This window comes from Sphaerisporangium perillae, from assembly GCF_023276435.1.
Lineage (GTDB): Bacteria > Actinomycetota > Actinomycetes > Streptosporangiales > Streptosporangiaceae > Sphaerisporangium > Sphaerisporangium perillae.
The window spans coordinates 142,732-167,485 of record NZ_JALLPO010000021.1; the positions used below are offsets into that span (position 1 = coordinate 142,732).

A 24,754-nucleotide genomic window follows, 5' to 3' on the forward strand; every position below is an offset into this window, starting at 1 on the left:
CGGAGCTGCCAAGAGCTGGTCTTTCATGAGTCTTTGTCCTTGTATGGGGGTTTAGGGTAAATCCAGGCCGGCAGATGGAGGCGTTGCGCGTGTCGATTCCACAACCCCCAGGACTAGGAGCTCAACCCCGGGTATGGGGAAGGATCCCGCAGAGGAACAAGAACTTCACCGGACGTGAGGATCTGCTCGACAAGCTACATCGGGCCGTCACCTCCGATGTCACCGCCGTCGTCCCGCACGCGCTGCACGGTTTCGGCGGTGTCGGAAAGACGCATGTCGCAATCGAATACGCATGGCGTTTCCGACACGAGTACGACGTGATCTGGTGGATACCCGCGGATCAGCTCATGCTGATCAGGTCGGCTCTGGCCGGTCTCGCGCCCCATCTGGGGCTGCCCTCGTCGATGACGACGAGCGTCGTCGACGCCTCCGAGGCCGTTCTGGACGCCTTGCGCCGAGGTGAGCCCTATTCACGCTGGCTGCTCATCTTCGACAACGCGGACGAGCCTGGGGACATCAACGAGATGGTGCCTCGCGGGCCGGGGCATGTGCTGATCACCTCGCGCAACTATGCCTGGCAGGGCGTGGTGGACACGGTGCCCGTCGACGTCTTCAGCCGGGATGAGAGCATCCAGTTCCTGCGCAAACGCGCGTCCGGCACGATCACGGAGGCCGACGCGAACCGGCTCGCCGAGGAACTCGGCGACCTGCCGTTGGCCCTCGAGCAAGCGGGGGCGCTCCAGGCCGAGACCGGAATGTCGGTGAACTCCTACCTCGACCTGCTCGCCAACCAGGCCGCCCGGCTGCTCGACGAAAGCAAACCGGCGGACTATCCCCTTTCGATGACCGCCGCCTGGTCGCTGTCGGTCGCACAGCTGGCGGCGAAGCTGCCCGAGGCCGTCGAACTGCTGAAATGCTGCGCGTTCTTCGGACCGGAGCCCATCCCGCGAGACGTGTTCGGAGAGCTGCCCCCGGACCTCGCCGGGCAATCCCGGCTTCGGGCGATCCTGAGCGATCCGATCCTGCTGAGCAGGGCCATCAGAGTGCTGGGCCGGTACGCGCTGGTCCGCATCGAGTCGGACACCCGCACGATCGTCCTCCACCGTCTGGTCCAGGCTCTGGTGCGTGCCGAGTTGGGCGAGGAGGAGCGACGGGCGTTCCGTCATGAGGTGCATCTGCTCCTCGCCGCGTTCGCGCCCGACCTGCCCGACGACACCGCCACCTGGCCGCGTTACGGAGAACTGCTGGCCCACGTGACGCCGGCTCGGGTGGAGGTCTGCCAGGAACCGAGGATCCGCCGCTTCGCGCTCAACGTCACGCGTTATCTCTACACCTCCGGCGACGTGCACGTGGCGCGCGTCCTGGCCGAAAGGTGTGTGGCACGGTGGCGGGCCGACAGCGGGGACGACGACGTGAACGTCATGTCGATGCGGCGCCACTTGGGTGTCGTTCTCTGGGCTCTCGGCTCCTACCGGGAGTCGTATGAGCTCAACCGGTGGAATCTGGCGCGCATGAGGGAGCTTCTGGGGCCCGACCATGAGGAGACCCTCGCGTTGGCGAACATCCATGGCGCCGACCTTCGCGCGCGCGGGGAGTTCAACATCGCGCTCAGCCATGACGAAGACCTGCTCCAGCAGCACGAAAGGGTCTTCGGGGCCGACCACCGACGCACCTTGCGGGTCAAGAACAACCTCTCCGTCGACTGCCTGCTGCTCGCCGACTATCCCCGCGCGAGGCAATTGACGAGTGAGACGTTCCGGCAGCGAAGAAGCAGCTCCGACATCAGCAGTACCGAGCTGCTCACGTCCTTGAACAGCCTGGCCCGGGTGCTGAGGCTAAGCGGGGAGTATTCCGAGGCCTGCGACGTCGGTGAGGACGCCTACGAGTTCGGCGTCAACGAGCTCGGCGTGGACCATCCGTGGACGCTCAGGACGGCGAAGGACCTGTCCATCGCCAAACGCCGCGCCGGGCTGATCGACGAAGCCCTGGAGATCGCCCAGCAGACGTTCGAGCGGGAGGAGCGCCTCTTCGGCCGTAACCATCCAGACACCCTCGCGGCCGCCCTCTGCCTGGCCAACGGCCTGCGGACCCAGGGGCAGGTCGAGGAGGCCCTGACCCTGCTTCGCGACGCGGCGGAGCGTTACCCGCTGACGTACGGGGACGACCATCCGTTCAAGTACGGGTGTGACATGAACCTGGCGCTGTTGCTCCGCATCAACGGGCAGACGGCCGAAGCGCTGGCGCTGGACCGGAGCGTGCTCGACGGGTTCGACTCGAAGCTCGGCCGGGAGCACCATTACTCCCTGACGTGCGCCATCAACCTCGCCAGCGACCTCGCGACCATAGGAGACGTCGGCTCGGCTCGCCGGCTGGGGCTGAGCACGCTGGAGCGCCTGCGCGTCCTGCTGGGCGAGGATCATCCGCTCACCCTGGCCGGCGCCGCGAACTACGTCATCGACCTGCGGACCGCGGGAGAGGACGAGCAGGCCGACGCGCTGGCCGCTGAGACCTTCCAGCGTTACCAGCGGGTGCTCGGCGGCGACCACCCGGACGTGCTCGTGGCGGCCGAAGGCGAACGGCTCGACTTCGACTTCGACCCCCCGGCCCTGTGATCACGCGTTCCGTTCGCGCCAGTCGGCGAGATGACGCTCCGCCCGCTCCCGCGCGAGCGCGCGGGCCTGGGCGGACACCTCTTCGTCCTGCCACCGCTCGAGCCGCCGTGCCATCGCCGAGGCGAAGAGCTCGCCGGGACGGGTGAGCCGCCCGCTGTCGAGCAGCGTACGGGTGACCGACAGCGCGGAGGCGCACCAGCGAGAGAACTCCGCGGCGGCGTGAACCGCGGCGGCGCCCGTCTCCACATGCCGTTGCCGCCGCCAGAAGTCCGTCACGCCCAGGTAGGCGTACGCGCCCTGCAGCAGGCCGGGCACCGGCCGCGGGTCGTCGCGCCAGGGCGCGTAGAAACGCGAGCCGTCATCGGGCTTGGTCAACGGCACGAGGTCGAGCAGGGCGGACAGCTTGGCGTGCTGGGTCTCATGTGCGAGGGTCACCGCCATCGTGACCGGGTCGGGTGGCGTGGACAGGACATCAAGGACTTCATCCCGCACGGCGGCCCCGGCCACGTTCTGATCACTTCCCGGAACGCCCGGTGGAGCGGGGTCGCGGAGACCCTGCCCGTCGACGTCTTCACCCGGGACGAGAGCCTGGCCTTCCTGGCCAAGCGTCTCAGGCGCACAATCGACCCGTCCGACGCCGATCGGCTGGCGGCGGAGCTGGGCGACCTCCCCCTGGCCCTGGAGCAGGCGGCCGCCCTCCAGTTGCAGACCGGCATCTCCATCGACGAGTACATCGAGCTGCTCCGCGCCCAGACGCGCGAGTTGCTGAAACTCGGGAAGGCGACCGAGTACCCGCTGTCGATGACGGCGGCGTGGCAGCTGTCGCTACAGCAGATCGAAGAGCGCGTTCCCGAAGCGGCCGAGGTTCTGCGATGCTGCGCCTTCTTCAGTCCCGAGCCGATCCCGCACGACCTGTTCCGGCGAGGGAACAAGACGGCCGGCGTGAAGCGCATGGGACCGATCCTGTCGGCTCCGCTCCTGCTGACCCAGGCGCTCGGCGAACTGGGACGCTTCGCCCTGGTACGGGTGGACCCGGACGCCGGGACCATCCAGGTACACCGGCTGGTCCAGGCGCTGATCCGTGACAGCCTTGACGAGCACCAGCGCGGGGAGATCAGGCACGAGGTCCACCTGCTGCTGGCGGGAGGCGCCCCCGCCGACCCTGAGGACACCGACAAGTGGCGCAACTTCGCCGACCTGGTCCCGCATGTCGGGCCGTCCGGCCTGGCCGAATGCATGGAACCGGGCCCGCGCGAGTTCGCCACCAACATCGTCCGCTATCTGTACCGCATCGGGAACTACCAGCTCGCGAAGTCCTTCGCGGAGGACTTCCTCAAGCTGTGGAGCGAGATGTCGGGACCGCGCCATCCGGACGTCCTGGTCCTGCGCAGGATCCTCGGCAACATCCTGTGGCTGCTCGGCGAGTACGAGGCGTCACGGCTGCTCAACGAGGAGACGCTGGAGTGGATGCGTCAGGCCTTCGGAGACGCCCACGAAGAGACGCTGCGCATGAGCAACCAATACGGAGCCAACCTGCGCGCCGCGGGTGACTTCCAGGGTGCCCGCGAACAGGATGCGCTCTCCCGGGCGGCGCATGAGCGGGAGTTGGGCACGACCAACCCGGCCACGCTGCGAGTGATCAATAACCTGGCCCTGGACCATGTGCTGCTCAGTGACTACAAGGCCGGACGAGAGTTGCACGAGCTCGCGTACCTGGAACAGAGCTCCGCCGTCGCCGGCGTCGGGAAGTGGGACGTCCTCGCCTCGTGGACCAGCTTCGCCCGGGTGGTCCGGCTGTCGGGGGACTACTACACCGCCAGCGACATGGGAGAAGAGGCCTACGCGTACGGCAGGCGCGAGCTGACGCTGGAACATCCGGTGACGCTTTCCACCGCGCAGGACCTGTCGATCGCCAGGCGGCGGTCCGGCGACCTGGACGGCGCCCTGGAACTGGCACGCGAGGTGCTGGAGAGGGCGGAGAAGCTGTTCGGCCGGAACAACCCCCTGACGATGGCGGCCGCGGTGGGCCTGGCGAACACGCTGCGGCGGGCGGGCGACTTCGACGAGGCCTTCGCACTCACCAGGGACACCGTGCCGCGCTACGAGCGGATCTACGGACCGGACCATCCCTTCAGCCACGGGTGCCGGACCAACCTCGCCCTCCTCTACCGGCACCGCGGCGACGCCGTACGGGCGAGGGAGCTCGACGAGAGGGCACTGAGCGGCCTGGTCGCGCGGCTGGGCGAGGACCACGAGTACACCTTCACCTGCGCCATCAACTTGGCGAGCGATCTGGCCGCGTCCGCGGAGACCAGGATGGCGCGGGATCTGGGCGAGCGGACCCTCCTGCGGTTGCGGGGGTTCTTCGGAGAGGACCACTTCCTGACGCTGGCGAGCGCCGTCAACCTCGTCTTCGACCGCCGGGCGGACGGAGCCGAGGAGGAGGCCGACGCGCTGCACAAGGACACCTTCGCCCGCTACGAGCGGACGCTGCAGGCCGATCACCCGGACCGGGTCCAGGCGGAGAAGGGCGGGCGGATCGACTGGGACTTCGACCCGCCGCCGATCTAACCGTTGCGCAGCTCCCACTGCTCCCGGTGGGCGGCGGCCTCGGAACGGGCCGCCGCCAGCGCCTCCGGGGGCACCGGTTCCGCCAGCCACGATGTCATCGTCTCGCGCATGGCGCTCACGAACCGGTGACCGTCGGCGGTGAGCCGCCCGCTGCCGAGCAGGGTGCCGGTCACGGCGTGCGCCGCGGCGCGCCAGCGCGCGAACTCGATGTGCGGGCGCAGGTCCGGTTCGAAGGCGCGCTGCCGCCGCCAGAAGCCGGCGACGCCCAGATAGGCGTACGCGCCTTGCAGCAGGCCGGACAGCGGCCGGGGGTCGGGCCGCCAGGGTGCGTAGTAGCGCCGGCCGTCCGGCAGGGTCAGGTCCAGCACGTCCAGGAGCGCTCCGAGCTTGGCGTGCTGGATCTCGTGCGCGAACGTCGAGGCCAGCCAGCGCGCGTCCGGCGGGGACGACAGCGCGATCGCCCCGAACCGGTCCCGCGAGGAGGCGCTGTCCATCCCGTGGGCGGGGCCCTTGATCGGTGTGAGCACGGTGATGGCGGAACGGCATTCCATCGCGATCGTCCAGTGGTGCTCGGTCAGGATGCGCCAGGCCTCGCCGAGGCACTGCCGCCACCGGTCGCGTTCGGCCTCGGGCAGCCGGCCGTCGATCACCTTGCCGGGATCCCACCGGTAGGGGTCAAGGTCGTCCAGCAGGAAGTCGATGGTCCTGTCGTCACTGGTCAGCCGATGTATCGGCGCAAGGACGGCGGAAGAGCCCGCGACCTCCAGCTTGCCGTCTTCGCGGACGCGCAGATCGGCCAGGGAGTCGTCCACGGGGACCGTGACCCGGCCGAGAGTGGGCAGCATGACCCGCCCCTCGGCCGAGGGGACCTCCGCCCGGCACGCGATCCCCGCCCTGACGGCGGCGGCCACCGACACCGCGCCCAGCAGGGCCGGGTCACCGCCGCCGGAGCCCTTCTCCAAGCCATGCAGGGTCTGCTTGGCCCAGGCCCCGACCGCCGGATGCCGGATCACCCGCCGGACGGCCTCCGGCGCCTGCTTCTCGATGCCGGCCAGCAGATCGAAGGCCCGTTCGGCGAGTCCCGCCGCGGGGTGGCCCTCGCTCCGCGCCCATTCGACGACGCCCAGGATGAGCAGTCTGTGCTTGCTGTCCTGCGCCGCCACGAGATGCCGTACGGCCGGCTCACCGCCGCCTCCGGCGGCGAGGCCGGACAGGACCTCGGCAGGTAACCGGTGAGGTCCCGGCGTCATTGGCGCTCCCTTCAACCGGACGGCCGGCGCAGATCGGAGATGAGACGTGACCGCACATGCTCGATCAGGCGGTAGAGATCGGCGCAGTAGACGGACGGATTGCGGAACCCGGTGCCGGGCCTGTACCGGTGCGGGTAGAGCCCGGCCCCGCACACCCTGCCGAACCTGCACTTCTTGCACTGGTCGCTGAGGGCTTCCCAGCCGAGTTGCCGCGCCACCATCCCCGGATGCCGCAGGACGTCGTCGAACGGATGGTTCACGATGTTCATCCCCGTGGCGGGGGCACCGTGCCCTACCGCCTTGAGCGAGTCGACCTGTTCGATCGTCCCGTCGGTCTCCACCACCACGAGGCTGGAAGGGGTGAGCCCGATGGCCTCGCTGGCCGAGGCGCCGCCGAGGAGCACGTGCATGATCTCTTGGAAGAAGCGGATGACCACGCCGCCCGCGGAGTCGTACCAGTGGTCGAAGACCGTGATGAGCCAGTCCGCGTACGGTGCCTGCGTGCTGTCGGGTCCGCGCCCAGGAGGCGGCGACTCCCAGGTGCCATGGGGAAGCAGGAAGTCGATCATCGGCGGCTCGAACCCGGCCAGCGCCTCGTAGGTCTCGACCGGGTCGTTGGCCAGGTCGACCGTGCAGAGCAACCCGCCGTACAGGTGGCGGAAGGGCGGAGTCATCAGCAGGCGCAGGGCACGGGCCACGGCCGCGTAGCTGCCGCGGCCGTCCGCGTAGCGGCGATTACGGTCGTTGCCGCGCGGGTTTCCGTCGAGGCTGACGCCGATGCGCACGTCGAGCCTGTCGAACGCGCGCAGGGTCTCCTCGTCGAGGAGCACGCCGTTCGTCTGGACGGCCGCGTCCACGCGCACGTTCGGTCCGGCCTCGCCGCGAACGGATTCGATGATTTTCGTCAGGTATTCGCGGCCGGCGAGCAATGGCTCACCGCCGTGCAATATGACGCTGACGGAGTTCAGCGAATGGGCGTGCGCGTGCTCGGATATTCTCCGGGCCACGATCTCGACGAGTTCGGGGGCCATCACCATCGGCCGCGAGCGCCAACTCTGGTCCGCCATCATGTAGACGTAGCAGTAGTCGCACGCGAGATTGCAGCGGCTGTGCACCTTGAGGAGAAACTGCCGGAACGGACGGCTGCGCCATCCGCTCTCCAGCAGACCGTCGATGTCTAGCGTGGCCGGCCATTCCGCGGCCGGTTCTCCCACGTGGGACTTCACCCTGGAAACACTCCGCACCCGCCCCGGGTAGGCTCGACTGTTCACGATATTACCCCGCGAAAGGTGCGATGAGGAGAGAACAGCAGCCTCCGGTCCTTTATCCGAATTCGGGGCGCTCGAAATGCGCGAGATGAACCGCCTGGGCGCGACCCGGCAACGAGAAGGCCGGCGGCCGGGTTCGCCCTGAGGGAGCCGCCGTAGCGGGAGTACGCACCGTGGCAGGGCGAGTACGCACGGCAGCCAATCCGGACTCCCAGTGACAAAGTTCATATCATGGGATGATTGGGACTATCTCCGGCATGACACCCGGCATGACACCCGCGGCACTCCGGAGGCGGGCGCTGAGCGCCGGGACCCCATCCGGTCACGTGCGCGTCCTTCCGTGCTGACCACCCGGGAGTGACGAGAGAGGCCACCTGCGTTCGCCGCAGGTGGCCTCTCTCGTTAGCCGCGCGATCAGCCGGGTAGACGATATGTGGCTGGTAGCCTGAATTCGCCCAGTAGGCGGGTTGATCGGGCAGCGCGGCGATCAAATCGGATCAGGCAGGTGTGGCCGACCGACGATGGCCAGAGCAGAGGAGGGTCGACGATGGACCCATCCGTGATAGATCGACTGAGTCCAGGCGACCACGTGTGCTGGACGTTCGATGACGACCAGCAGCGGCTGGCCGCTGTGGCGGGCTACGTGAACGCCGGCGTCCGCACCCACCAGAAGATCCTCTATGTCGGCGACGCGTCCCCCGGGACGATCCTCACGGAGCTTCAGGACCACGGCGTGGACGCGCGGAACCTGGCGAGTACCGGGCAGTTGCAGCTGGGCTGCCTGGAGGGCGGCTACCTCACCGGTGGGGCCTTCGATCCCGAGCGGGTTCTGGACCTCTGGCGGCGTGAGATCACCGTGGCGCGCGGCAGTGGTTACGCGGGCCTGCGGATGATCGGCGACATGGGGTGGGCCGGTGGGCCCGTCCCGGAAACCGACCGTCTCTACTGGTACGAGGCGCAGGCCAACCGGGTCTTCGCCGAGGGCTACGCCATGGCGCTGTGCCTGTACGACCGGCGGCTGTTCGAACCGCGGCGGCTCAGCCGCATCCAGTCCGCGCACCCGTCCACGGCCGACCCGGCCACCGACTGGAAGTGGCGCCCTCTGCTGCGCATGGAACGCACGGGCGAGCCACCCGGGTTGCGGCTGATCGGGGAGGCCGACGCCTCCAACAGGGAGGCGCTGGCCATCACGCTCGCGGACGTCATGGACGACCTGTCCGGGCTGGGCGCCCCCGTGACCCTCGACCTCGCGGAGCTGCGGTTCGCGGACGCCGCGGCCGCCAGGCTACTCATGGGCGCGGCCACGACCGCCCCGTCTCGAGTGCGCATCACCGGCTGTTCGCTGCCTCTGGTGAAGCTGCTGAAGTTGCTCGGCGGCGAGGTTCACGAGGGAGCGGTCGCATGACGGCCTCCACCCGCGCGACGACCGGCACCGGCGAGGATCCGTTCGAGCACATCGGCCTGTTCTACCGTGACGAGGACCAGTACGCCGCCGGCTGCGCGGCGTTCCTCCAGCGGGCGCTGGCGTGCGGCGATCCGGCCATGGTGGCCGTGCCGGGCGGCAACGGCGAGCTGATCCGCGCCCGGCTGGGGCCCGAGGCGAGTGCCGTCACGTTCGCCGACATGGCCCAGGCCGGCCGCAATCCGGGCCGGATCATCCCTTCGGTGCTGCTGGCCTTCGCCGGATCCCACCCCGGCCGCCGGGTCTGGATCATCGGAGAGCCGATCTGGAAGGGCCGCAGCGTCATCGAGTACCCGGCCTGCGCAGCGCACGAAGCGCTGATCAACGCCGCCTTCACCGGTCGTGACGCGGCCATCCTGTGCCCCTACGACGCCTCGGCGCTCGACGCCTCGGCCCTCGCCGACGCCGAGCGCACGCACCCCATCCTGGGGGACTCGACCGGCACCTGGGCCAGCACGGCCTACACCGATCCGATCGAGACGGCGGCGAGGTTCGACTGGCCGCTGCCCGAACCGCCGCCGAGCGCGAGGCCGTACACCTTCATGGGCATCGGCGCGCTTCCGGGCGTGCGCGACTTCGTCACCGAACGGGCGACCGCGGAGGGCCTGGACGACGATCGCATCACAGAGCTGCTTCTCGCGGTGAACGAGCTGGCCACCAACACCACCGAGTACACCGGCGGTCCCGGCACGCTGACGGTGTGGGCGGAGGACGGCACCCTGGCATGCCAGCTGGACGACTCCGGCCGCATCACCGACCCGCTGACCGGACGCATCCCGCCTGCGGACGGCGCCACCCGGGGTCGCGGCATACTGATCGCGAACGAGCTCGCCGACCTGGTCCGCATCCATCACCGCCCCGCGGGCACCTCCATCCGGCTGCACTTCCGCCTGCCGGCGCCCGCGGGCCAGGCCGGCGATGCTCAGGCGGGGGCCGAGGCCAGGGGGAGCGACCGCGCGCCGGCGGATTCGACCGGCTCGTAGGGGGCGAGGGTCACCGGGACGCCGTTGAACACGGCGTTTCCCGAAGGCACGTCCACCACCGACTCGTCGGTGAGCACGTTGGCGTTGACGCCCGGCTGCTCGGCCGCGATGCGCTGAGAGCTTCCCGCGTGCCCCCACCCGTGCGGCAGGCTCACCACGCCCGGCATGATCGTTTCGGTCGGCTCGACCGGCACGACGAGCTCCCCGTTCGCCGAGCGAACCACCGCCTGCTCGCCGAGGCCGAGCCGCGTCACGTCGTCCGGATGCACCTGGAGGGTGCACTGGTTGCTGCCGCCCGCCAGCGTCGGCACGTTGTGCAGCCAGCTGTTGTTGGAGCGCAGCTGGCGGCGCCCGATCAGTAGCATTTCCGGCGCCGGCGTCGCGAGCCGCTCGCGCAGCCGCGCGGCCTCCTCGGCCAGCGGCGGCGGGGCCAGCTCCACCCGGCCCGACACGGTGCACAGCAACTCGGGCAGGCGAGGCTCCAGGGGGCCGAGGTCGATGCCGTGCGGGCTCTCCAGTAGCGCGGCGAGCGACAGGCCGTGGGAGCCGAGCCGGAGGAAGACGTCCAGCAGCAGCTCAGGACCGCTGTTGCCTTGCAGCGAAGCGCGCAGCTCGGCGACGTCCTGGCCCTCGAACGGGGAGCCGGGTGCCTGCGTGGCGCCGCCGAGGATCTGCTCGAGCATCATCTCGTCCAGCGCGCCGGGGTCGGCGCCGGCGCCCTGGCCCGAGGCGATCAGCGTCAGCCGCGCCATGATCTCGCCCTCGGAGAGCTGCCCCGGCTCCAGGGGCAGGATGGCCGGGGAGAACCTGGTGTAGTTGCGCACCGTGACCGACAGCAGCAGGAAGTCGTAGTGCGGCATCTGCAGGATGCGCGGCGGCGGCAGGATGACGTTCGCGTGCCTGGTGGTCTCGTTCAGATAGGGGTCCACGCAGACCATGAAGTCCAGGTCCCGCAGGGCGCGGTCCAGCCGGGGGCCGCCGGGTGCGGACAGCACCGGGTTGCCGGCCACCGCGATCAGCGCCTTGACCTGCCCGTGGCCGGGGGTCTCGATCTCGTCGGCGAGGGTGGCCACCGGCAGCTCGCCGAGCGACTCCGGCATGCCGCGCACGCGGCTGTGCCAGCGCCCGGTCGTGTACGGCTCGCCGGTGCGGCCGAGGTCCATGGTGGCGGTCCTGGTGAACATGACGCCGCCGGGCCGGTCGAAGTTGCCGGTCAGGATGTTGATCACGTCGACGAGCCACTGCGTCGCGGTGCCGAACTCGACGGTGCAGGCGCCGATGCGCGAGTACACGGCGGCGGTGGGCGCCGCGGCCAGCTCGCGCGCCAGCCGTACGATGCGCTCCGCGGGCACGCCGCACACGGGCGACACGATCTCGGGCGTGAAGTCCTCCGCCAGGCGCCGCAGCTCTTCGAGTCCCGCCACCTCCAGGTCGATCGTCGCGAGGTCCTCGGCCAGGAGGGTGTGGACGATGCCGAACAGCAGGAAGGCGTCGGTGCCGGGCCGTACGAACAGGTGCTCGTCGGCGACGGCGGCCGTACGGGTGCGGCGCGGGTCGACGACCACGAGCTTGCCGCCGCGCCTGCGCAGCGCCTTGAGCCGGCCGGGGAAGTCCGGGGCGGTGCAGAGCGAGCCGTTGGACTCCACCGGGTTGGCGCCGAGTACGAGCAGGTAGTCGGTGCGGTCGATGTCGGGCACCGAGATGGCGAGCGGGTCGCCGAACAGGTACCCGCACGCGACGTGCTTCGGCATCTGGTCGATCGTGCTGGCGGAGTAGATGTTGCGCGTGCCGAGCGCCTGGCCGAGCGCTCCCCTGTAGAGGATGCCGCCCATGGTGTGGAAGGTGGGGTTGCCGAGGTAGAGGGCGACGGCGTCACGGCCGTGGGTGTCGATGACGCGCTTGAGCCCGCGGTCGACGGCCCCGAAGGCCTCCTCCCAGGTGACCTCGTGCCACTCGTCGTCCTCACCGCGCATCATCGGGACGCGGAGCCGGTCGGGGTCCTCGTCCAGGTGGCCGAGGCTCGCGCCCTTCGGGCAGATGAATCCCTTGGAGAACGGGTCGTCCGGGTCGCCCTTGACCGACGTGACGTGTCCGCTGTCGTCGAGGGTGAGCCGCAGGCCGCAGACGGCGTCGCAGAGGGGACAGGTCCGGTGCGCGGTTCTCATCGGCACTCCCTGAGATCGTCGGATGGACTCATGATGTGCAGGGGCGGGAGACAAGGGGAACCCCAGCAATTCGCGCCCTAGGGGTCGGTACGGGTCTCGCGTTCACCTGCGCGCGGGCCGGAGACGGAGCCCGCGCCGGGGGCGGCCGCCCGCGTGACGAACTCCTCCGGCGGCTGGACGACTCGGGGTTTGACAATCCGTCAACGAGCCCATTCGTGACCAAACACGGCTTTCCTCACGTACGGTGGGGACCGGGGGTTTTGACCGCATAGCTGCGGGCAGCGTGGTCTGGTTCGAGCTGGCCGATCAACCGTCCGGAAATGGGAGCAGGCACCTGCCGAGGGATGCCCGATGGGGCATGTCCGGCTGAGGGTCGCCGTCCCGGCTGAATGATGACGGGTTGGACACGGGAAGAAGGTCGTGATGGCGAACGAGGTCACCGAGGGTAAGGCCGCCGCGCGCGAGCTGGCTGCGCGGCTGCCCGGATGGGCCGTCTGGTACGGAGAGCACACCGGGCGTTTCTGGGCGATGCCCAGGGCCTCGGCGCCGGCGGGCGCGCGGCTCGCGGAGGCCGACACGGCCGAAGAGTTGGAAGGCGCGGTACGCGAACTCGTCACCGCCGCGCAGAACCCGGCCACGCCGGCACAGCAGGCTCAGGGCACCGCCATGCCCGGCCAGCAGGGTCCGCGCCCGGAACAGTCCCAAATGGACCCGCAGTACAACCGGCAGCCGGTCGGCGCGAGGCACTGACCGTCTGAAGGACGTCCCGCGGCGCCGCAGATGAGCGACGTCGTGGGATGCGTGCTGCGCCGAAGCGTCTTCGGTGGCGGGAACGCCGTGTTCCCGTCGTCGCTCGCCGCGCGACGTCGCCTGCCCGGCCGGCGGAGGTCAGCGGCACTGGGCGAGCATGGCCGCCTTGTCCGCCCTGGTGACCGGCAGGTCGTATTTCACCACGACCTGTGCGAAACGGGCGACGTAGGCGCAGCGGACCTTGCGTACCGGAGGGAGCCAGGACGCCGGGCCCGCGCCGCCCTTGTCCTCGTTGGCGGGTCCGTAGACCGGCATCAGGTTGAGCGGGTCGTTGGCGATGCGCACGCGCTTGGCCATGGGCCAGCGCGAGGCCCCCATGCGCCATTCGTACGAAAGCGGCACCACGTGGTCGACCTGCACGCGATCCGCGTCGCGCTTGCGCCACAGGATGGTCTTGCCGGTGTAGGGGTCCCGCAGCCTCATCGCCACGACGACACAGTGCGACCCGTGGCGATACGTCACCTCTTCCCCGTCCCTGGCCAGCAGGTCGTCACGGGTGCGGCATCCGTTGCGCGCGTAAGGCACCCCGCGCGCGGTGTCCGCCCAGTTCTCCCCGAACCGGGCCCGCGTGTAGCCCCGCTTGGAGCCCTGGCCGCCGACCCGGACCCTTCTGATCAGGTCGACGGCCTCCGCTCTGTCCATGCGCGAGGTGATGGGGACCAGCCCGGGCTTGGTGCCCTCGGGGTTCTCCAGCGGGTTCGCCCGCGTGACAACCTGCGTGGTGCCGTGTGTGGCCTCGCGGCCGGCCAGGGAGACGAGCAGTACGGCGACTGCCACCATTGCGACCACCCCGCGCGTGCTCAGTGCCGCCTCCCGGGCATGTACGGGTGATGATGACTCGGTCTATCAATCCCCATATATCTCGCGATTGACACCGGTCTGGTCCGGACCCGGCCGTGACCACATTCGGACCGGGGCTCAGGAGGCGCCAAGGTCTTTGGCGAGCACCTCGTGCAGCCTTCCGGCGAAGGCCAGGGGGTCGGCGGTGTAGCCGACGTGGTCGCCAGGGAAGTGCACGACCTGCGTGCCGAGGCGCTCGGCCACCGCCGCGCCGGCCAGGTAGGGCATCTGCCCGCGCGACTCCTCACCACCCGCGAGCACGACCGGGACGGCCCGCAGCGCGTCGAAGTCGGGCACGTAGCGGGAAAAGGACAGGATCTCGTGGGCGAAGAAGAACTCCATGTTGGCGCCGACGCGCTCGAGCATCTCCCGTACCTGCGGCGGCGGCTCGCCCTGCGCCTCGAACTGCGGCCGCAGGCCCATGCCCTCGGCGAACTTCCGCATCGCCGGAGCGGCCCCCTCGCTCTGGTGGAGATCGTGCACCTCCCGCAGGAAGGCCATCCACCGCTCGCCGTCGGGCAGCAGCGTGGCGGCGGGCGGCTCGTGCGCGACGAGCCCGCGTACCTGCTCGGGGTGGCGGGCCGCGAGGTCCAGCCCGACCAGCGCGCCGGAGCTGCTGCCGAAGACGTACGCCGGCTCGGCGCCGACCTCGGTGAGCAGCAGGTGGGCGTCCTCGGCGTGCTCCTCGACGCGCTGGTCGCGGAGGGCGCCATGGATGGCACTGCGGGAGTTGCCGCGCGGGTCGAAGGTCACCACCGTGTAATTGTCGGCCAGCACGCGGCCCACAAGGGTGTATCCGCTGGCGTCACCGCTGCCGCCGGGGATGAGCAGGAGCACCGGCCCCTCTCCCCGTACCTCGTAGTAGATGCTCGCGCCGGACACTTCCAGGGTCGATGTCTTCATGGCCTGCCTCTCCGTTCGGCATATCCCGTCGAATGTCAATGTAAGTTGACAGCAGAGGCGGTGTCAACCGAAATTGACAGGATGGACCGACGGCCCTCGGCGAATTGCGGGATCTCGCGGACTCCCCGGAGAGCTCACAAGGACACGAAGGACAGCCCGCGGTGCTTCAGGCGCGGGATCACCGTGCGCAGGGCTTTGATCGTCTCGGAGCGGTCACCGCCCCCGTCATGGCACAGCAGGATGGCGCCCGGCCGGCAGGCGAGCATGCTCTGGGCGATGCGCCGGGTGCCCGGCCTTGACCAGTCGCGCGGGTCGATGTCCCAGTCGATCGGGATCATGCCGTGGTCGTCGGCGATGTGGACGACCTGGCGTGACCACGAACCGCCGGGCGACCGGAAGAACTTCGCGGTGACACCCGTGGCGTCGGCGATACGCCCCTGCGCCTCCACGATCTCGGCCCGCATACGCCGGGCGGGCAGGCGGTTGAACGGGATCGGGTGGTGCATCGTGTGGTTGCAGAGCTGGTGCCCGGCGCGGACGATGCGGTCGGCCAGCCGCGGGTAGCGCCGCACCTGCAAGCCGATGAGTGAGAACGTCGCACGCACGTCATGCTCGGCGAGCAGGTCGAGCATCCTCGGCGTCCACTCCGGATGCGGCCCGTCGTCGATGGTGAGCGCGATGGCGTTGCCCGGCGCCGCCGGGGCGAGGTCGCGCAGGCTGTGCACGGGCTGGTGACGGGCCTTGAGCGGGGACAACGTCCACCCCGGAGGCGGCAGCGCGACGGGCGGGTGGACTGCCGGCCGCCGCCGCGCGGGAGGCACGGCATCCGGCTTGCGAGAGGACGAGCGGACCGCGTCACCCACCACGAGGGTCGCAAGCGTCACGGCCCCGAGGGCCCACAGCGCGCGGCGCCGGCCGAGCTCGCTTTGCTCCACGATCTCACGCTACCCACTCCGATCCTGGAGCGGACCGACCGACAGGAACTAGAACGGTAACCGTGCGGTATATGCGGCACAGGCGATTATGGGAGCCATGTCACGCGGCCACGAAGCAGGCCATAGCCGACGAAGGCGACCGCGTCGATCAGCGTGTGCGCCACGATCAGCGGCATCGTCCGCCCCCACCTCTGGTACAGGCGCCCGAACAGCAGGCCCATCGCGAGGTTCCCGACGAAGCCGCCGAAGCCCTGGTAGAGGTGGTAGGAACCCCGCACCAGCGCCGACGTCGCGACCGCATGCCACGGCCGCCAGCGGAGCTCGGCGAGCCGGTGCAGCAGGTACCCGCTGACGATCACCTCTTCCAGCACCCCGTTCTGCAGGGCCGCCAGCAGCAGGACGGGCACCCGCCACCAGGCGTCGGGAAGCCGGTCGGGGACGACGTCGAGGTTGACGCCCGCCCGGAACGCCGCCAGGTAGAAGACCAGCCCGGTGCCGCCCACCACGGCCGCCAGCAGCGCGCCGCGGAGCAGGTCGCGCCCCGGCGCCCGCAGGTCGGCCCCGATGGTACGCGGCGACTCGCCGGACCTGGCGAGCAGGTAGGCGACCAGGGCGACCGGCGCCACCGCGACGGCGAGGTCGACGAGCTGCAGCGTCAGGTCGAGCCACGGCCGGCCGGGCGCCATCGTGCCGACGAGCACGGCGTGCTGGACCTTCAGCTCCTTCGGAGCGGTCAGCGAGCCGATCAGCGAGACGAGGGACCGCAGGGCGCTGGCCCCGAGCGACACCGCGAACACGACGAGGATCTCGGCCCTGATCAGCCGGGGGGTGAGCACCGTCCTTCTCTCCTTATCTCGCACTCCTTCCCGCGAAGCCTGCCACGCGGGCCGTCAGCCGAGTGTCAGCCGTCCAGCAGGTTCTGGCGGGCGGCGAACAGGCCCGCCTGGAAGCGGGTGCGGGCGCCGAGGCGGTCGCAGAGGAACCGCACCCGCCGCTGGACCGTGCGCAGGCTCACGTCGAGCTGCCGCGCGATCGCGTCGTCCTGCAGCCCGGCGGCCGGCAGGGCGAGGACATCGGCGTCGAACCGCTCCAGCCGCTCGACGTCCGCGTCCGACCACACCTGCGAGACCGCCACGGTCCCGTCGACGGCGGCCGGGCTCGAATGGGTGGGCCCGACGCCGTCGACGGCGGCCGGGCTCGAATGGGTGGGCCCGACGCCGTCGACGGCGGCCGGGCGCAGGGGGACGGCCGCGTGCCAGAGCACCTCGAACAGCCGTGCACCGACGAGCGCTACGGCTCGGGCACGTGCCTGCTCGTACGGCCGGGCACGGCCCCCAGACGACCCTCGAACAGGTGGGAAACCTCGGGTTTCGCGCTGGTCATCTCAGAAGCATTTGATCCATACCAATATGTCCTGTGTCGGGGCCGCGTCGGATGCAGATACACGGATCGTTGCGATTTCCACGTCTTGGTGTAGCTGGACATACGACAGCCTGATGACCATGGTCTTGCAAGGTGACGTCAAGTCGCTTGCAGGTGGCCCGTTCCACACTGTGCCCATGACGACGTACGGGATCACCGCCACCCAGGGCAAGTTCACCTCGGTCAGCGACGACCTCGCCATCGGCGCGACGGTCAGCGTGGTGGTTCCCGCCATGAACGAGGCGGAGAACCTGCCCCACGTGTTCGCCACCCTGCCCCGCTGGGTCGACGAGGTGATCCTCGTCGACGGCAACTCCACCGATGACACCGTGGCGGTCGCGAGGGCCCTGCGGCCGGGCCTGCGCGTCGTCAACCAGACCGGCAAGGGCAAGGGCAACGCCCTCATCGAGGGCTTCGCGGCCGCCAGTGGCGACATCATCGTGATGATCGACGCCGACGGCTCCACCGACGGACACGAGATCATCCGCTTCGTGTCCGCTCTGGTCGCCGGCGCCGACTTCGCCAAGGGCTCGCGCTTCACCTCCGGCGCCGGGTCCGACGACATCAGCTTCACCCGCTCGCTCGGCAACACGGTGCTGACGACGCTCACCAACTGGCTGTACGGCACCCGCTACACCGATCTGTGCTACGGCTACAACGCCTTCTGGGCCCGTCACCTGGACGCGCTCGCCCTCGACTGCGACGGCTTCGAGATCGAGACGCTCATGAACGTGCGGGCGGCCAAGGCCGGCCTCGCCATCCAGGAAGTGCCGAGCCACGAGCGCTGCCGCATCCACGGGACCAGCAACCTGCACGCCGTCCGCGACGGCTGGCGGGTGCTCAAGACCATCCTGCGCGAGCGCACCCGCCGCATCACGGTCCCCGAGCGCCGGGTCACCGCCACCGTGTCGGAGCACGTCGCCGCCTGAGAACGCCACGCATCGCCATCCCCAACAGGCCGGTTCCCGTCACCTCGAGCGCCGTCGTGACCGGTGACCGCAGGGCAGGAATGTCGATGGGGACGGCAAAGAGAGCGGAGGGTATCGAACACATCTTCGAAGAGTCGTCTACGGCGTGCGGTTCCGATTGCGGGCGACCCCGGAAGTTGATATTGCTTGCGCTAGCGAGCCCACCTAAGGGATCAAAGATCCTTTTGGTGGGAGGTGGATCGCGTGGCCAGGTCGAGACAGCGGAGGCTGGTCCGGAGGCTGGAGGAGGCTTCCAAGGTCGTCAGGGCGGGGAACGCCCTGCTCGCGCAGATGTCCGGCACGCTCGGGCAGATGTCCAGCCTGCTCCGCCAGCTTGTCATGATCGTCGGCTGGCTGGTCCTGCTGGCGGGGTCGGTCCGGCTGCTCGTCGATCCCCCACCGACACTGTCCCTCGAACACTTCCTCGCCCCCGGAGCCGGGGCGGCCGCCGTGGCCCAGGGCGTGGTGAGACTCCCCTCACGCTGGTGGCGCTCAACCCGCCCATGACCACAGCCCGAGCCCCGGCCCGCCTGCCCGCCCGCCCGCCCAGGCGACGCTCGTTCCGCCCATGCCGAACTCCGGAATGCCACCCCCAGGGGTCTCTGATGCGCGAGCTCGGAGGGGAAGGAGGGTCCGCCCCAACCGTTCATGGCCATGGATCTATGATCTTTCGTACATGGCCGCAGGTAGGCTGAATGCATTCGACGTGGAAGGTCTCGTGATGGCACGAGTACGACCCGGCAGCATTCCCGCCTCCATCAGCGAACTCTCCGGTCGTCATCTGGAAGACCCGTCGCAGAATCGGACCGGGACACCCGACGCGGACCTGTTGCGCGCTGTCATGGAGGCCTCCGGCGAGGGTGTGGTGCTGTGTGACGCCGGCGGGCACGTCATCATGGTCAACTCGGCCGCCACCCGTATCGTCCCGGGTGTGACCCCCGGCCTACCGGCCGCCTGGGGTGCCGTCGCGGTGCTGTTCGACCGCTCCTGCCCGGTCGGCGAGAGCCGGCGAGTGACGTACGGTGAACGGCTGATCCGCGTACGCCGCGAGACCTTCGGGGTCGCACACCACGCCTGGTACCTGTCCGACGTCACCGCGGATCACCACGGATCCGGTCACCTGCCGGGTGGGTGTCGTCGTTCTGAGTTCCTCGTCGAGGCCGGGCACCGGCTGTCCGCCTCGCTCAACACGCGCCGCTGCGCCCGCGCCGCCGCCGAACTCGCCATCCCGTTCCTGGGCGACGTCGCCATGGTGCTGCTCCCGGCCGAACATCGAAAGGCGCGCTGGCTGCGCGCCACGGCGGGTGTGGCAGGGGTGGAGGAAGGCGTCATCGCGGCCGCGGCCACCGGCGAGGTGCCCGGACTGGTCGAGGCGCTGGACGGATTCCCGCCCGTGCCGAGCCGCTGGCTCGATCCGGCGCAGGCTCCCGGCTGGCTCCTGCCCACCGGCTTCGGCCCGGCGGCGCACATCCTGGTCACGCCGCTGCCCGGAACCGGCGCGCCGGCGGGCGCGCTCCTGCTCGCCCGCCGCACGGGGGGACCGCCCTTCGACGAGAAGACCGAGAGCTTGGTGCGCGTCTTCGCCGCCCGGGCCGGTGCGGCCGTCTCCGCCGCCATGCTGTACCAGGAGCAGAGCGCGACCAACGCGATCCTGACCAGTGACCTCCTGCCGCCGGAGCTGCCCGTGCTCGATCACGTCGAGCTGGCCGGATCGCTGCGCGCCTCGCAACAGGCAGGGCTGATCGGCGGCGACTTCTACGACGTGTACCAATCCGGCGCTCCCGTCCCCAGCGCCCCCCACCCGGCCGCCGGCATCCCCGTCCCCGGCGACACCCGCTCACCCCGCACCTCCGCCGGTGACCGTGAGTACGGGCCAGGTGCTCGCGGTGTCCGTGGGCGGGAGCATGCGCCGCTGGTGATCCTCGGTGACGTGTGCGGCAAGGGTGCCCGGGCGGCCGTGCTGGCCGGGCAGATCCGGCACTCGCTGCGCACGCTGCTGCTCCTGGAGGACCGGCCGGAGCGGCTCATCGAGCTCATCAACCTCTCTCTGCTGGCCTCGACCGCACCCGATTCCTACGCCACGCTGGTGCTGGCGACGTTGCGTCCGGGCGACGACGAGCACCTGCTCGTGGACCTGGCCGTGGCCGGGCACCCGGAGCCGTTGATCCTGCGGGCGGACGGCGGCGTGGAGGAGGTCACCGCCCGGGGCTCCATGCTCGGAGCCCTGGAACGGATCGACCTCGACCCGGCCACCGTCGACCTCGCCCCCGGCGAGCTGTGCCTGCTGTACAGCGACGGCATCACCGAGGCGTTCGGGGGCGCCACCGGCCGGGAGATGTACGGGATGGACCGGCTGAAGGCCGCCCTTGCCACCTGCGCCGGAATGCCGGCCGAGGCGGTGGTGCAGCGGCTGGAGCAGCTCACCACCGCGTGGCTGGGCCACGGCGAGCACGATGACCGCGCGCTGCTGGCCATCCAGGCCCCGCTTGCCGGCCGCCGTGCCTCCGCGCCCCGCACAGGTTCGGAACGGTCCGCGTCCCGTACCCGGTCCGGCCGGTCCGCGGCACCGGTCCGGCATCCCGGGACGGCCGTGCGGGAAGGCGGCCGATGACCGATCTCGGTCTCGCCGCCGACCTCAGCGCAACCACCGAGCGCCACCTGGAGTGCATCGGTCAGGCCGACGAGTACGGGGCCATCGACCTGCTGCTGGGTCTGCTGGACGAGGGCGTACCTGCGGAACGCCTCCTGCTGGAGGTCGTCGCCCCCGCCCAGCGCCGCGTCGGCGATCTGTGGGCGGCCAATGAGTGGTCGGTGGCTCGCGAGCACGGAGCCACGGCCGTCAGCGAGCGAGCCGTCGCCGCGGTCGCCGCCAAGGTGCGGACCTCGCCCAAGGACGGCCGCGTGACGGTCGCCTGCAGTGACGGCGAGTACCACCAGTTGCCGACGCGGCTGCTGGCCGAGGTGCTGCGGCTGCGGGGCTGGCAGGTGGACTTCCTCGGGGCCAGCGTCCCCGGCTTTCACCTGGTGACCCATCTGCACCAGACGGGGCCCGACGCGGTGGCCCTCGGCTGCGCGTTGCCCACCCGGTTGCCCCGCGCGCACGCGACCATCACCGCGTGCCAGGCCGTCGGCGTCCCGGTACTGGCGGGTGGCCTGGGATTCGGGGCGGGCGGCCGTTTCGCCCGGAAGCTGGGCGCCGACGGGTGGGCGCCGACGGCGGACGCGGCCGCCGACCTCCTGCAGGCCGGACTGCTGCCGTCCTTCCCGGCGCCACTGGAGACGCTGCCCCATCTGGCCGATGCCAGGTACGCCCAGCTGGTCAAGGGCCGCGCCGGGCAGCTCTCCCGGACGATGCGTGCCCTCACCGCGGCCTATCCGCCGATGGCTTCCTACAGTGACCAGCAGCTGGAGTCCACGGCCGACGATCTCGGGCACATCGTGGACTTCCTCGCCGCCGCACTCTACGTCGACGACGTCCCGCTGTTCACCGACTTCATCTCCTGGACCTGCGAGGTGCTGCGCGTACGGGGGGTGCCGTCCGCGTCGGTGGTGCTGGGACTGTGCCTCCTCCGCGACGAGCTGCACGATCTGCCCCGTGCCCGCGACATTCTGGCCGAGGGCATCGAGACGGCTCGCAGCGCCCAGTGAGCCGGTCCGGAGATCCCTGTCGCAGTAGCGGCAGACCTGTCGGTGAGGAGCGGCTGTTGTGGATCAGCAAGATGTGCGATCTGGCGTCTGATCCTGGGTCCTGAACCCGAGGCCCGGCCCGCGACCGGACATCGCCGTGACGATTCCACCGGGTCGCGGCGGGAAGTCGATATTCTGACCCGCCTCGCCCGGCCGCCTACGGGACGGTCGGGCGCTTTCGAACGGAACGCCGAAGGCGGCCTTCCCGGGGAAGGCCGCCTTCGGAGGTCAGGGATAGCTGACCAGATTGGCGACGTTGGTAGAGGAGTTGGACGGGCCTCCCGTGTTGTTGATGATGTGGCTGATGGTGCCGGTGCCGCCTAGGGACACCGTGACCATGCTGTGGAACTTCACTCCCGCGGTGTTCGGCACCTCGAAGGAGTGCGCCTCCACCACGCTCGGATTGACGTTGAAGTAGGCGTAGCTGCCAAGGCCCCACGCCTCATGGGTGGTGACCGAGTTCGCCACCTTGTAGGCCGCGTAGCCCTGGGTACTGCCGTTCATCCACGCCGCCTGGTCGGGCGGGTCGTAGGGCAGCTCGTTCTGGAAGAAGTACGTGCGCCCGCCGTTGCCGTTCCAGATGGTCTGGTACTGCTGGTAGTGCTCGACGAACAGGCCGTACATCGTCACGTCGTTCCCGTTGACGACCAGGCCGGTGGCGGCGGTGTTGGTGGTCCAGCCGACACCACTGCCGTGGTCGGCCCGCCACAGCCACATGTGGTCGCCAATGACGTTCGAGCTGTTGATCACCAGGCTCTGGGAGGCCTTGCCGACTCCCGCGCCGCCGATGCGGAAGAACACATCGTGCAGCGAGGTGGGGTTCGCGGCGTGGTTCAGCGAGGAGCCGGACGGGCCGACCTGCATCAGCACGGCCGAGTTGGTGGTACCGGCGTCGATGAGCAGCCCGGCCACCTTGACCCCGTCCACGTCGGCGACCGACATGGCCGTGACCCCGTTGTCGGGGACCAGCGTGGCGAGGCCGAGCCCGAGCACCACGGTGTTCGCCCGGGTGACCCTGATCGTGTCGTTGAGGTGGTAAACACCCGGGGTGACCAGCAGGTCCTTGCCCTGGCTCAGCGCGGCGTTGATGTCCGCCGCCGTGTTGCCGGGCTTGACGATGAAGAACTGGTCGATCGGGATGGACGACCCCGCGGGCGTACCGCCGGCCCAGGTGGTGCCCTGCGAGTTGCTCCGCAGCGCCGGCACGAACACCTGGTAGGCGCCCGCCGAGTCGACGTAGAGGAACGGCTTCTCACGGACGACTGGCGTCGTGCTCACCGTGGTGTACGGCGGGTAGGGGAAGCTGTTCGACGGCGCGCCGGTGACACCGACGAAGACCATGTTCCAGTTGGAACCGGTCCAGCTGCCCCACTGCGCGTTGCGCGACAGCCACTGCTGCTGCGAGCCCGACTGCACCTGGCCGTCGATCTTGGAGTCGGAGATGAAGCCGCCGCTGGACCATCCTCCGTCGTCGAGCTGGAGGTTGCCGCGCACGTGCATCCGGCGGTACGGCGCGGCCTGCGACACGGCCCACCGATCGGTGCCGGAGGGCGGGGTGACCGAGAGGTTCTCCGCGCTGCGCCAGAAGTTCTGGGTCGCGTTGCCCTGGAACCAGTCGGCCTCGGCGTGGACGCCGCCGTTGATCGTGACGTTGTCAGGCGACAGGCCGAGGCCCGCCACCTGCGTGTAGAAGCCCACGTTGGCGTCGACGTTGTAGGTGCCCGGCTTGAACAGCAGCGCGAAGCGGTCGCCGCCGAACTGGTTGGTCTGCTGCTGGCTGAACACCGAGCTCAGCTTGCTCTGGATTGTCGAGGCGGGCATCGAGGGGTCGAAGACGCTGACGTTGGGCCCGAAGTCCGGCGTGCCCGGCGGTGGCGGCGGTGAGGTGGTTCCCATGATGAATGACTGTGCCGCGGTTCCGTTGCAGGTGTACTGCTGCAGCTGGGCGCTGTCGGCGGTCGACGCGCCCGGTACGTCCAGGCACTTGCCGCTGTTGCGGTTGACGAAGTGGTAGGTGCCTCCGGCCTCCTCCACCGGCAGCCACTGCTGGTTGTTGCCGTTGGAGTAGGTCCACAGCTGGATCGGGGCGCTGTCGGCGGTAGAGACGTTCGTCACGTCCCAGGCCTGTGCCGCGTTGAGGTTGCTGTTGACACGGTAGTAGCCGCCGCTGGTGGCCTGCAGCTGCCACAGCTGGGCAGCGCTGCCGTTGCAGGCGTACTGCTGCACGGCGGTGCCGTTGGCGGAGGCGGCGGCGCGGGCGTCCACGCACTTGCCGCTGTTCTTGCTGACCACGGTGGTCCAGTCGGTGGGCAGGGCCGCGGCAGCGACGCCGGCCGTGGTGGAGGAGGCTACGGCCGTCGCGGCCGTGGCGCTAGCCTCGGGCACCGCTACCAGGGACAGGGCTGCGGTGGCCAGGGCTGCGATGAATACGGATGACTTGTGTCTCGACATGTCGCCCTCTACTAAAAGCCGGCCGTGATGCGGGTGAAGTCCCAGTCGTTCTGGGAGATCCCGCTGCAGGTCTCCTGGACGCCGCCGCCTGGGCAGGGCCGGTCGCGGTTGACCGACCAGAAGGCCAGGCGGGTCAGGCCCTTGGAGTTCGCCCAGTCGCGGATCTGGGTCCAGGTGGCGGTGCTGGTCAGCTCCTGCTGGTCGGACAGGCCGTTCATGCCGGAGATGCCCATGTGGGCGTAGGCCTGCGCGTCGGTCCAGCCCCAGGCGCTCTTGAGCGCGTTCTTCAGCCCTTCGGAGGCGTTGACCGTGCTCTGGTACATGTTCGCGCCGCCGCCGAAGTCGAACGGCATGATCGTGTAGTTGTCGATGGGGACGTCCAGGGCCTTGGACTGGTTGATCAAGCGGATGCCGTCGGCGGTCGGGC

Annotated in this window: 20 protein-coding genes; 9 read left to right on the top strand and 11 right to left on the bottom strand. The window is 70.0% G+C overall.

The genetic code is table 11. The annotated features are described in order from the left end of the window. Positions 1 to 74 precede the first annotated feature (74 nt). Entirely contained in the window at positions 75 to 2,612 is a 2,538-nt protein-coding gene (fxsT, locus tag MYF83_RS21720) for an FxSxx-COOH system tetratricopeptide repeat protein (protein WP_248962416.1), read from the top strand. Here fxsT (MYF83_RS21720) and MYF83_RS21725 read toward each other — a convergent pair whose 3' ends face one another. Continuing rightward, complete coding sequence (locus tag MYF83_RS21725; protein ID WP_248962417.1) at positions 2,613 to 3,047, bottom strand: aKG-HExxH-type peptide beta-hydroxylase; 435 nt, start codon at positions 3,045 to 3,047, stop codon at positions 2,613 to 2,615. On the opposite strand from MYF83_RS21725, the gene fxsT (MYF83_RS21730) reads away from it, so the two are divergent. Further along, positions 3,033 to 5,183, top strand: coding sequence for an FxSxx-COOH system tetratricopeptide repeat protein (gene fxsT, locus MYF83_RS21730; RefSeq protein WP_248962418.1), 2,151 nt, complete (start codon positions 3,033 to 3,035; stop codon positions 5,181 to 5,183). The two genes, MYF83_RS21725 and fxsT (MYF83_RS21730), sit on opposite strands and share 15 nt — an antisense overlap. On the opposite strand, the gene MYF83_RS21735 is transcribed toward fxsT (MYF83_RS21730), so the two are convergent. Both MYF83_RS21735 and MYF83_RS21740 read right to left on the bottom strand, forming a co-directional pair. Then, positions 5,180 to 6,433 (bottom strand): HEXXH motif domain-containing protein, encoded by a 1,254-nt coding sequence (locus MYF83_RS21735; protein ID WP_248962419.1) that lies wholly within the window; start codon positions 6,431 to 6,433, stop codon positions 5,180 to 5,182. The genes fxsT (MYF83_RS21730) and MYF83_RS21735 overlap by 4 nt on opposite strands. 11 nt (positions 6,434 to 6,444) lie before the next feature. Continuing rightward, complete coding sequence (locus tag MYF83_RS21740) at positions 6,445 to 7,659, bottom strand: FxsB family cyclophane-forming radical SAM/SPASM peptide maturase (protein ID WP_248962420.1); 1,215 nt, start codon at positions 7,657 to 7,659, stop codon at positions 6,445 to 6,447. 601 nt (positions 7,660 to 8,260) lie between these two features. Here MYF83_RS21740 and MYF83_RS21745 point away from each other — a divergent pair. Together MYF83_RS21745 and MYF83_RS21750 are read left to right on the top strand one after the other, a co-directional pair. Then, positions 8,261 to 9,106 (top strand): MEDS domain-containing protein, encoded by an 846-nt coding sequence (locus tag MYF83_RS21745; RefSeq protein WP_248962421.1) that lies wholly within the window; start codon positions 8,261 to 8,263, stop codon positions 9,104 to 9,106. After that, positions 9,103 to 10,146 carry an anti-sigma factor RsbA family regulatory protein gene (locus MYF83_RS21750; RefSeq protein WP_248962422.1) on the top strand — a complete coding sequence of 348 codons (1,044 nt, stop codon included), beginning with the start codon at positions 9,103 to 9,105 and terminating at the stop codon, positions 10,144 to 10,146. Before MYF83_RS21745 ends, MYF83_RS21750 begins: the two co-directional genes overlap by 4 nt. On the opposite strand, the gene MYF83_RS21755 is transcribed toward MYF83_RS21750, so the two are convergent. Beyond that, positions 10,086 to 12,311 (bottom strand): molybdopterin-dependent oxidoreductase, encoded by a 2,226-nt coding sequence (locus MYF83_RS21755; RefSeq protein WP_248962423.1) that lies wholly within the window; start codon positions 12,309 to 12,311, stop codon positions 10,086 to 10,088. The genes MYF83_RS21750 and MYF83_RS21755 overlap by 61 nt on opposite strands. Positions 12,312 to 12,734: 423 nt before the next feature. On the opposite strand from MYF83_RS21755, the gene MYF83_RS21760 reads away from it, so the two are divergent. Further along, positions 12,735 to 13,061: a hypothetical protein gene (locus MYF83_RS21760; protein WP_248962424.1), complete on the top strand. Its 327-nt coding sequence runs from the start codon at positions 12,735 to 12,737 to the stop codon at positions 13,059 to 13,061. Between the two features lie 138 nt (positions 13,062 to 13,199). Here the strand turns inward: MYF83_RS21760 and MYF83_RS21765 are convergent, their stop codons facing one another. The 5 genes from MYF83_RS21765 to MYF83_RS43855 form a co-directional block, all read right to left on the bottom strand. Further along, positions 13,200 to 13,901, bottom strand: a complete 702-nt coding sequence (locus tag MYF83_RS21765; RefSeq protein WP_248962425.1) for an HNH endonuclease family protein — start codon at positions 13,899 to 13,901, stop codon at positions 13,200 to 13,202. A 138-nt stretch (positions 13,902 to 14,039) separates the two neighbouring features. Continuing rightward, entirely contained in the window at positions 14,040 to 14,864 is an 825-nt protein-coding gene (locus tag MYF83_RS21770; protein WP_248962426.1) for an alpha/beta fold hydrolase, read from the bottom strand. 134 nt (positions 14,865 to 14,998) lie between these two features. Beyond that, positions 14,999 to 15,799, bottom strand: a complete 801-nt coding sequence (locus MYF83_RS21775) for a polysaccharide deacetylase family protein (protein WP_248962427.1) — start codon at positions 15,797 to 15,799, stop codon at positions 14,999 to 15,001. Positions 15,800 to 15,885: 86 nt separating this feature from the next. Then, on the bottom strand, positions 15,886 to 16,635 hold the full coding sequence (locus MYF83_RS21780; RefSeq protein WP_248962428.1) for a CPBP family intramembrane glutamic endopeptidase: 750 nt from the start codon (positions 16,633 to 16,635) through the stop codon (positions 15,886 to 15,888). A gap of 65 nt (positions 16,636 to 16,700) precedes the next feature. Beyond that, the gene (locus MYF83_RS43855; RefSeq protein WP_248962429.1) at positions 16,701 to 17,063 is read right to left on the bottom strand and encodes a helix-turn-helix domain-containing protein; all 363 of its coding nucleotides are present in this window, start codon (positions 17,061 to 17,063) and stop codon (positions 16,701 to 16,703) included. A gap of 232 nt (positions 17,064 to 17,295) precedes the next feature. Between MYF83_RS43855 and MYF83_RS21790 the strand changes: the two genes are divergently transcribed. From MYF83_RS21790 to MYF83_RS21805, 4 genes are all read left to right on the top strand, one after another. Continuing rightward, on the top strand, positions 17,296 to 18,150 hold the full coding sequence (locus tag MYF83_RS21790) for a glycosyltransferase family 2 protein (protein ID WP_248962430.1): 855 nt from the start codon (positions 17,296 to 17,298) through the stop codon (positions 18,148 to 18,150). Between the two features lie 243 nt (positions 18,151 to 18,393). Then, positions 18,394 to 18,696, top strand: a complete 303-nt coding sequence (locus MYF83_RS21795) for a hypothetical protein (RefSeq protein WP_248962431.1) — start codon at positions 18,394 to 18,396, stop codon at positions 18,694 to 18,696. A 214-nt stretch (positions 18,697 to 18,910) separates the two neighbouring features. Next, a complete protein-coding gene (locus MYF83_RS21800; RefSeq protein WP_248962432.1) occupies positions 18,911 to 20,800 on the top strand; it encodes a SpoIIE family protein phosphatase in 1,890 nt (629 codons plus the stop codon). Next, positions 20,797 to 21,837, top strand: coding sequence for a cobalamin B12-binding domain-containing protein (locus tag MYF83_RS21805; RefSeq protein ID WP_248962433.1), 1,041 nt, complete (start codon positions 20,797 to 20,799; stop codon positions 21,835 to 21,837). Before MYF83_RS21800 ends, MYF83_RS21805 begins: the two co-directional genes overlap by 4 nt. Before the next feature lie 267 nt (positions 21,838 to 22,104). Here MYF83_RS21805 and MYF83_RS21810 read toward each other — a convergent pair whose 3' ends face one another. Continuing rightward, positions 22,105 to 24,327, bottom strand: coding sequence for a pectate lyase-like domain-containing protein (locus tag MYF83_RS21810; RefSeq protein ID WP_279339851.1), 2,223 nt, complete (start codon positions 24,325 to 24,327; stop codon positions 22,105 to 22,107). Positions 24,328 to 24,338: 11 nt separating this feature from the next. After that, positions 24,339 to 24,754, bottom strand: a 416-nt coding sequence (locus MYF83_RS21820) for a glycoside hydrolase family 18 protein (protein ID WP_504974387.1), incomplete at its 5' end; no start/stop codon positions are given.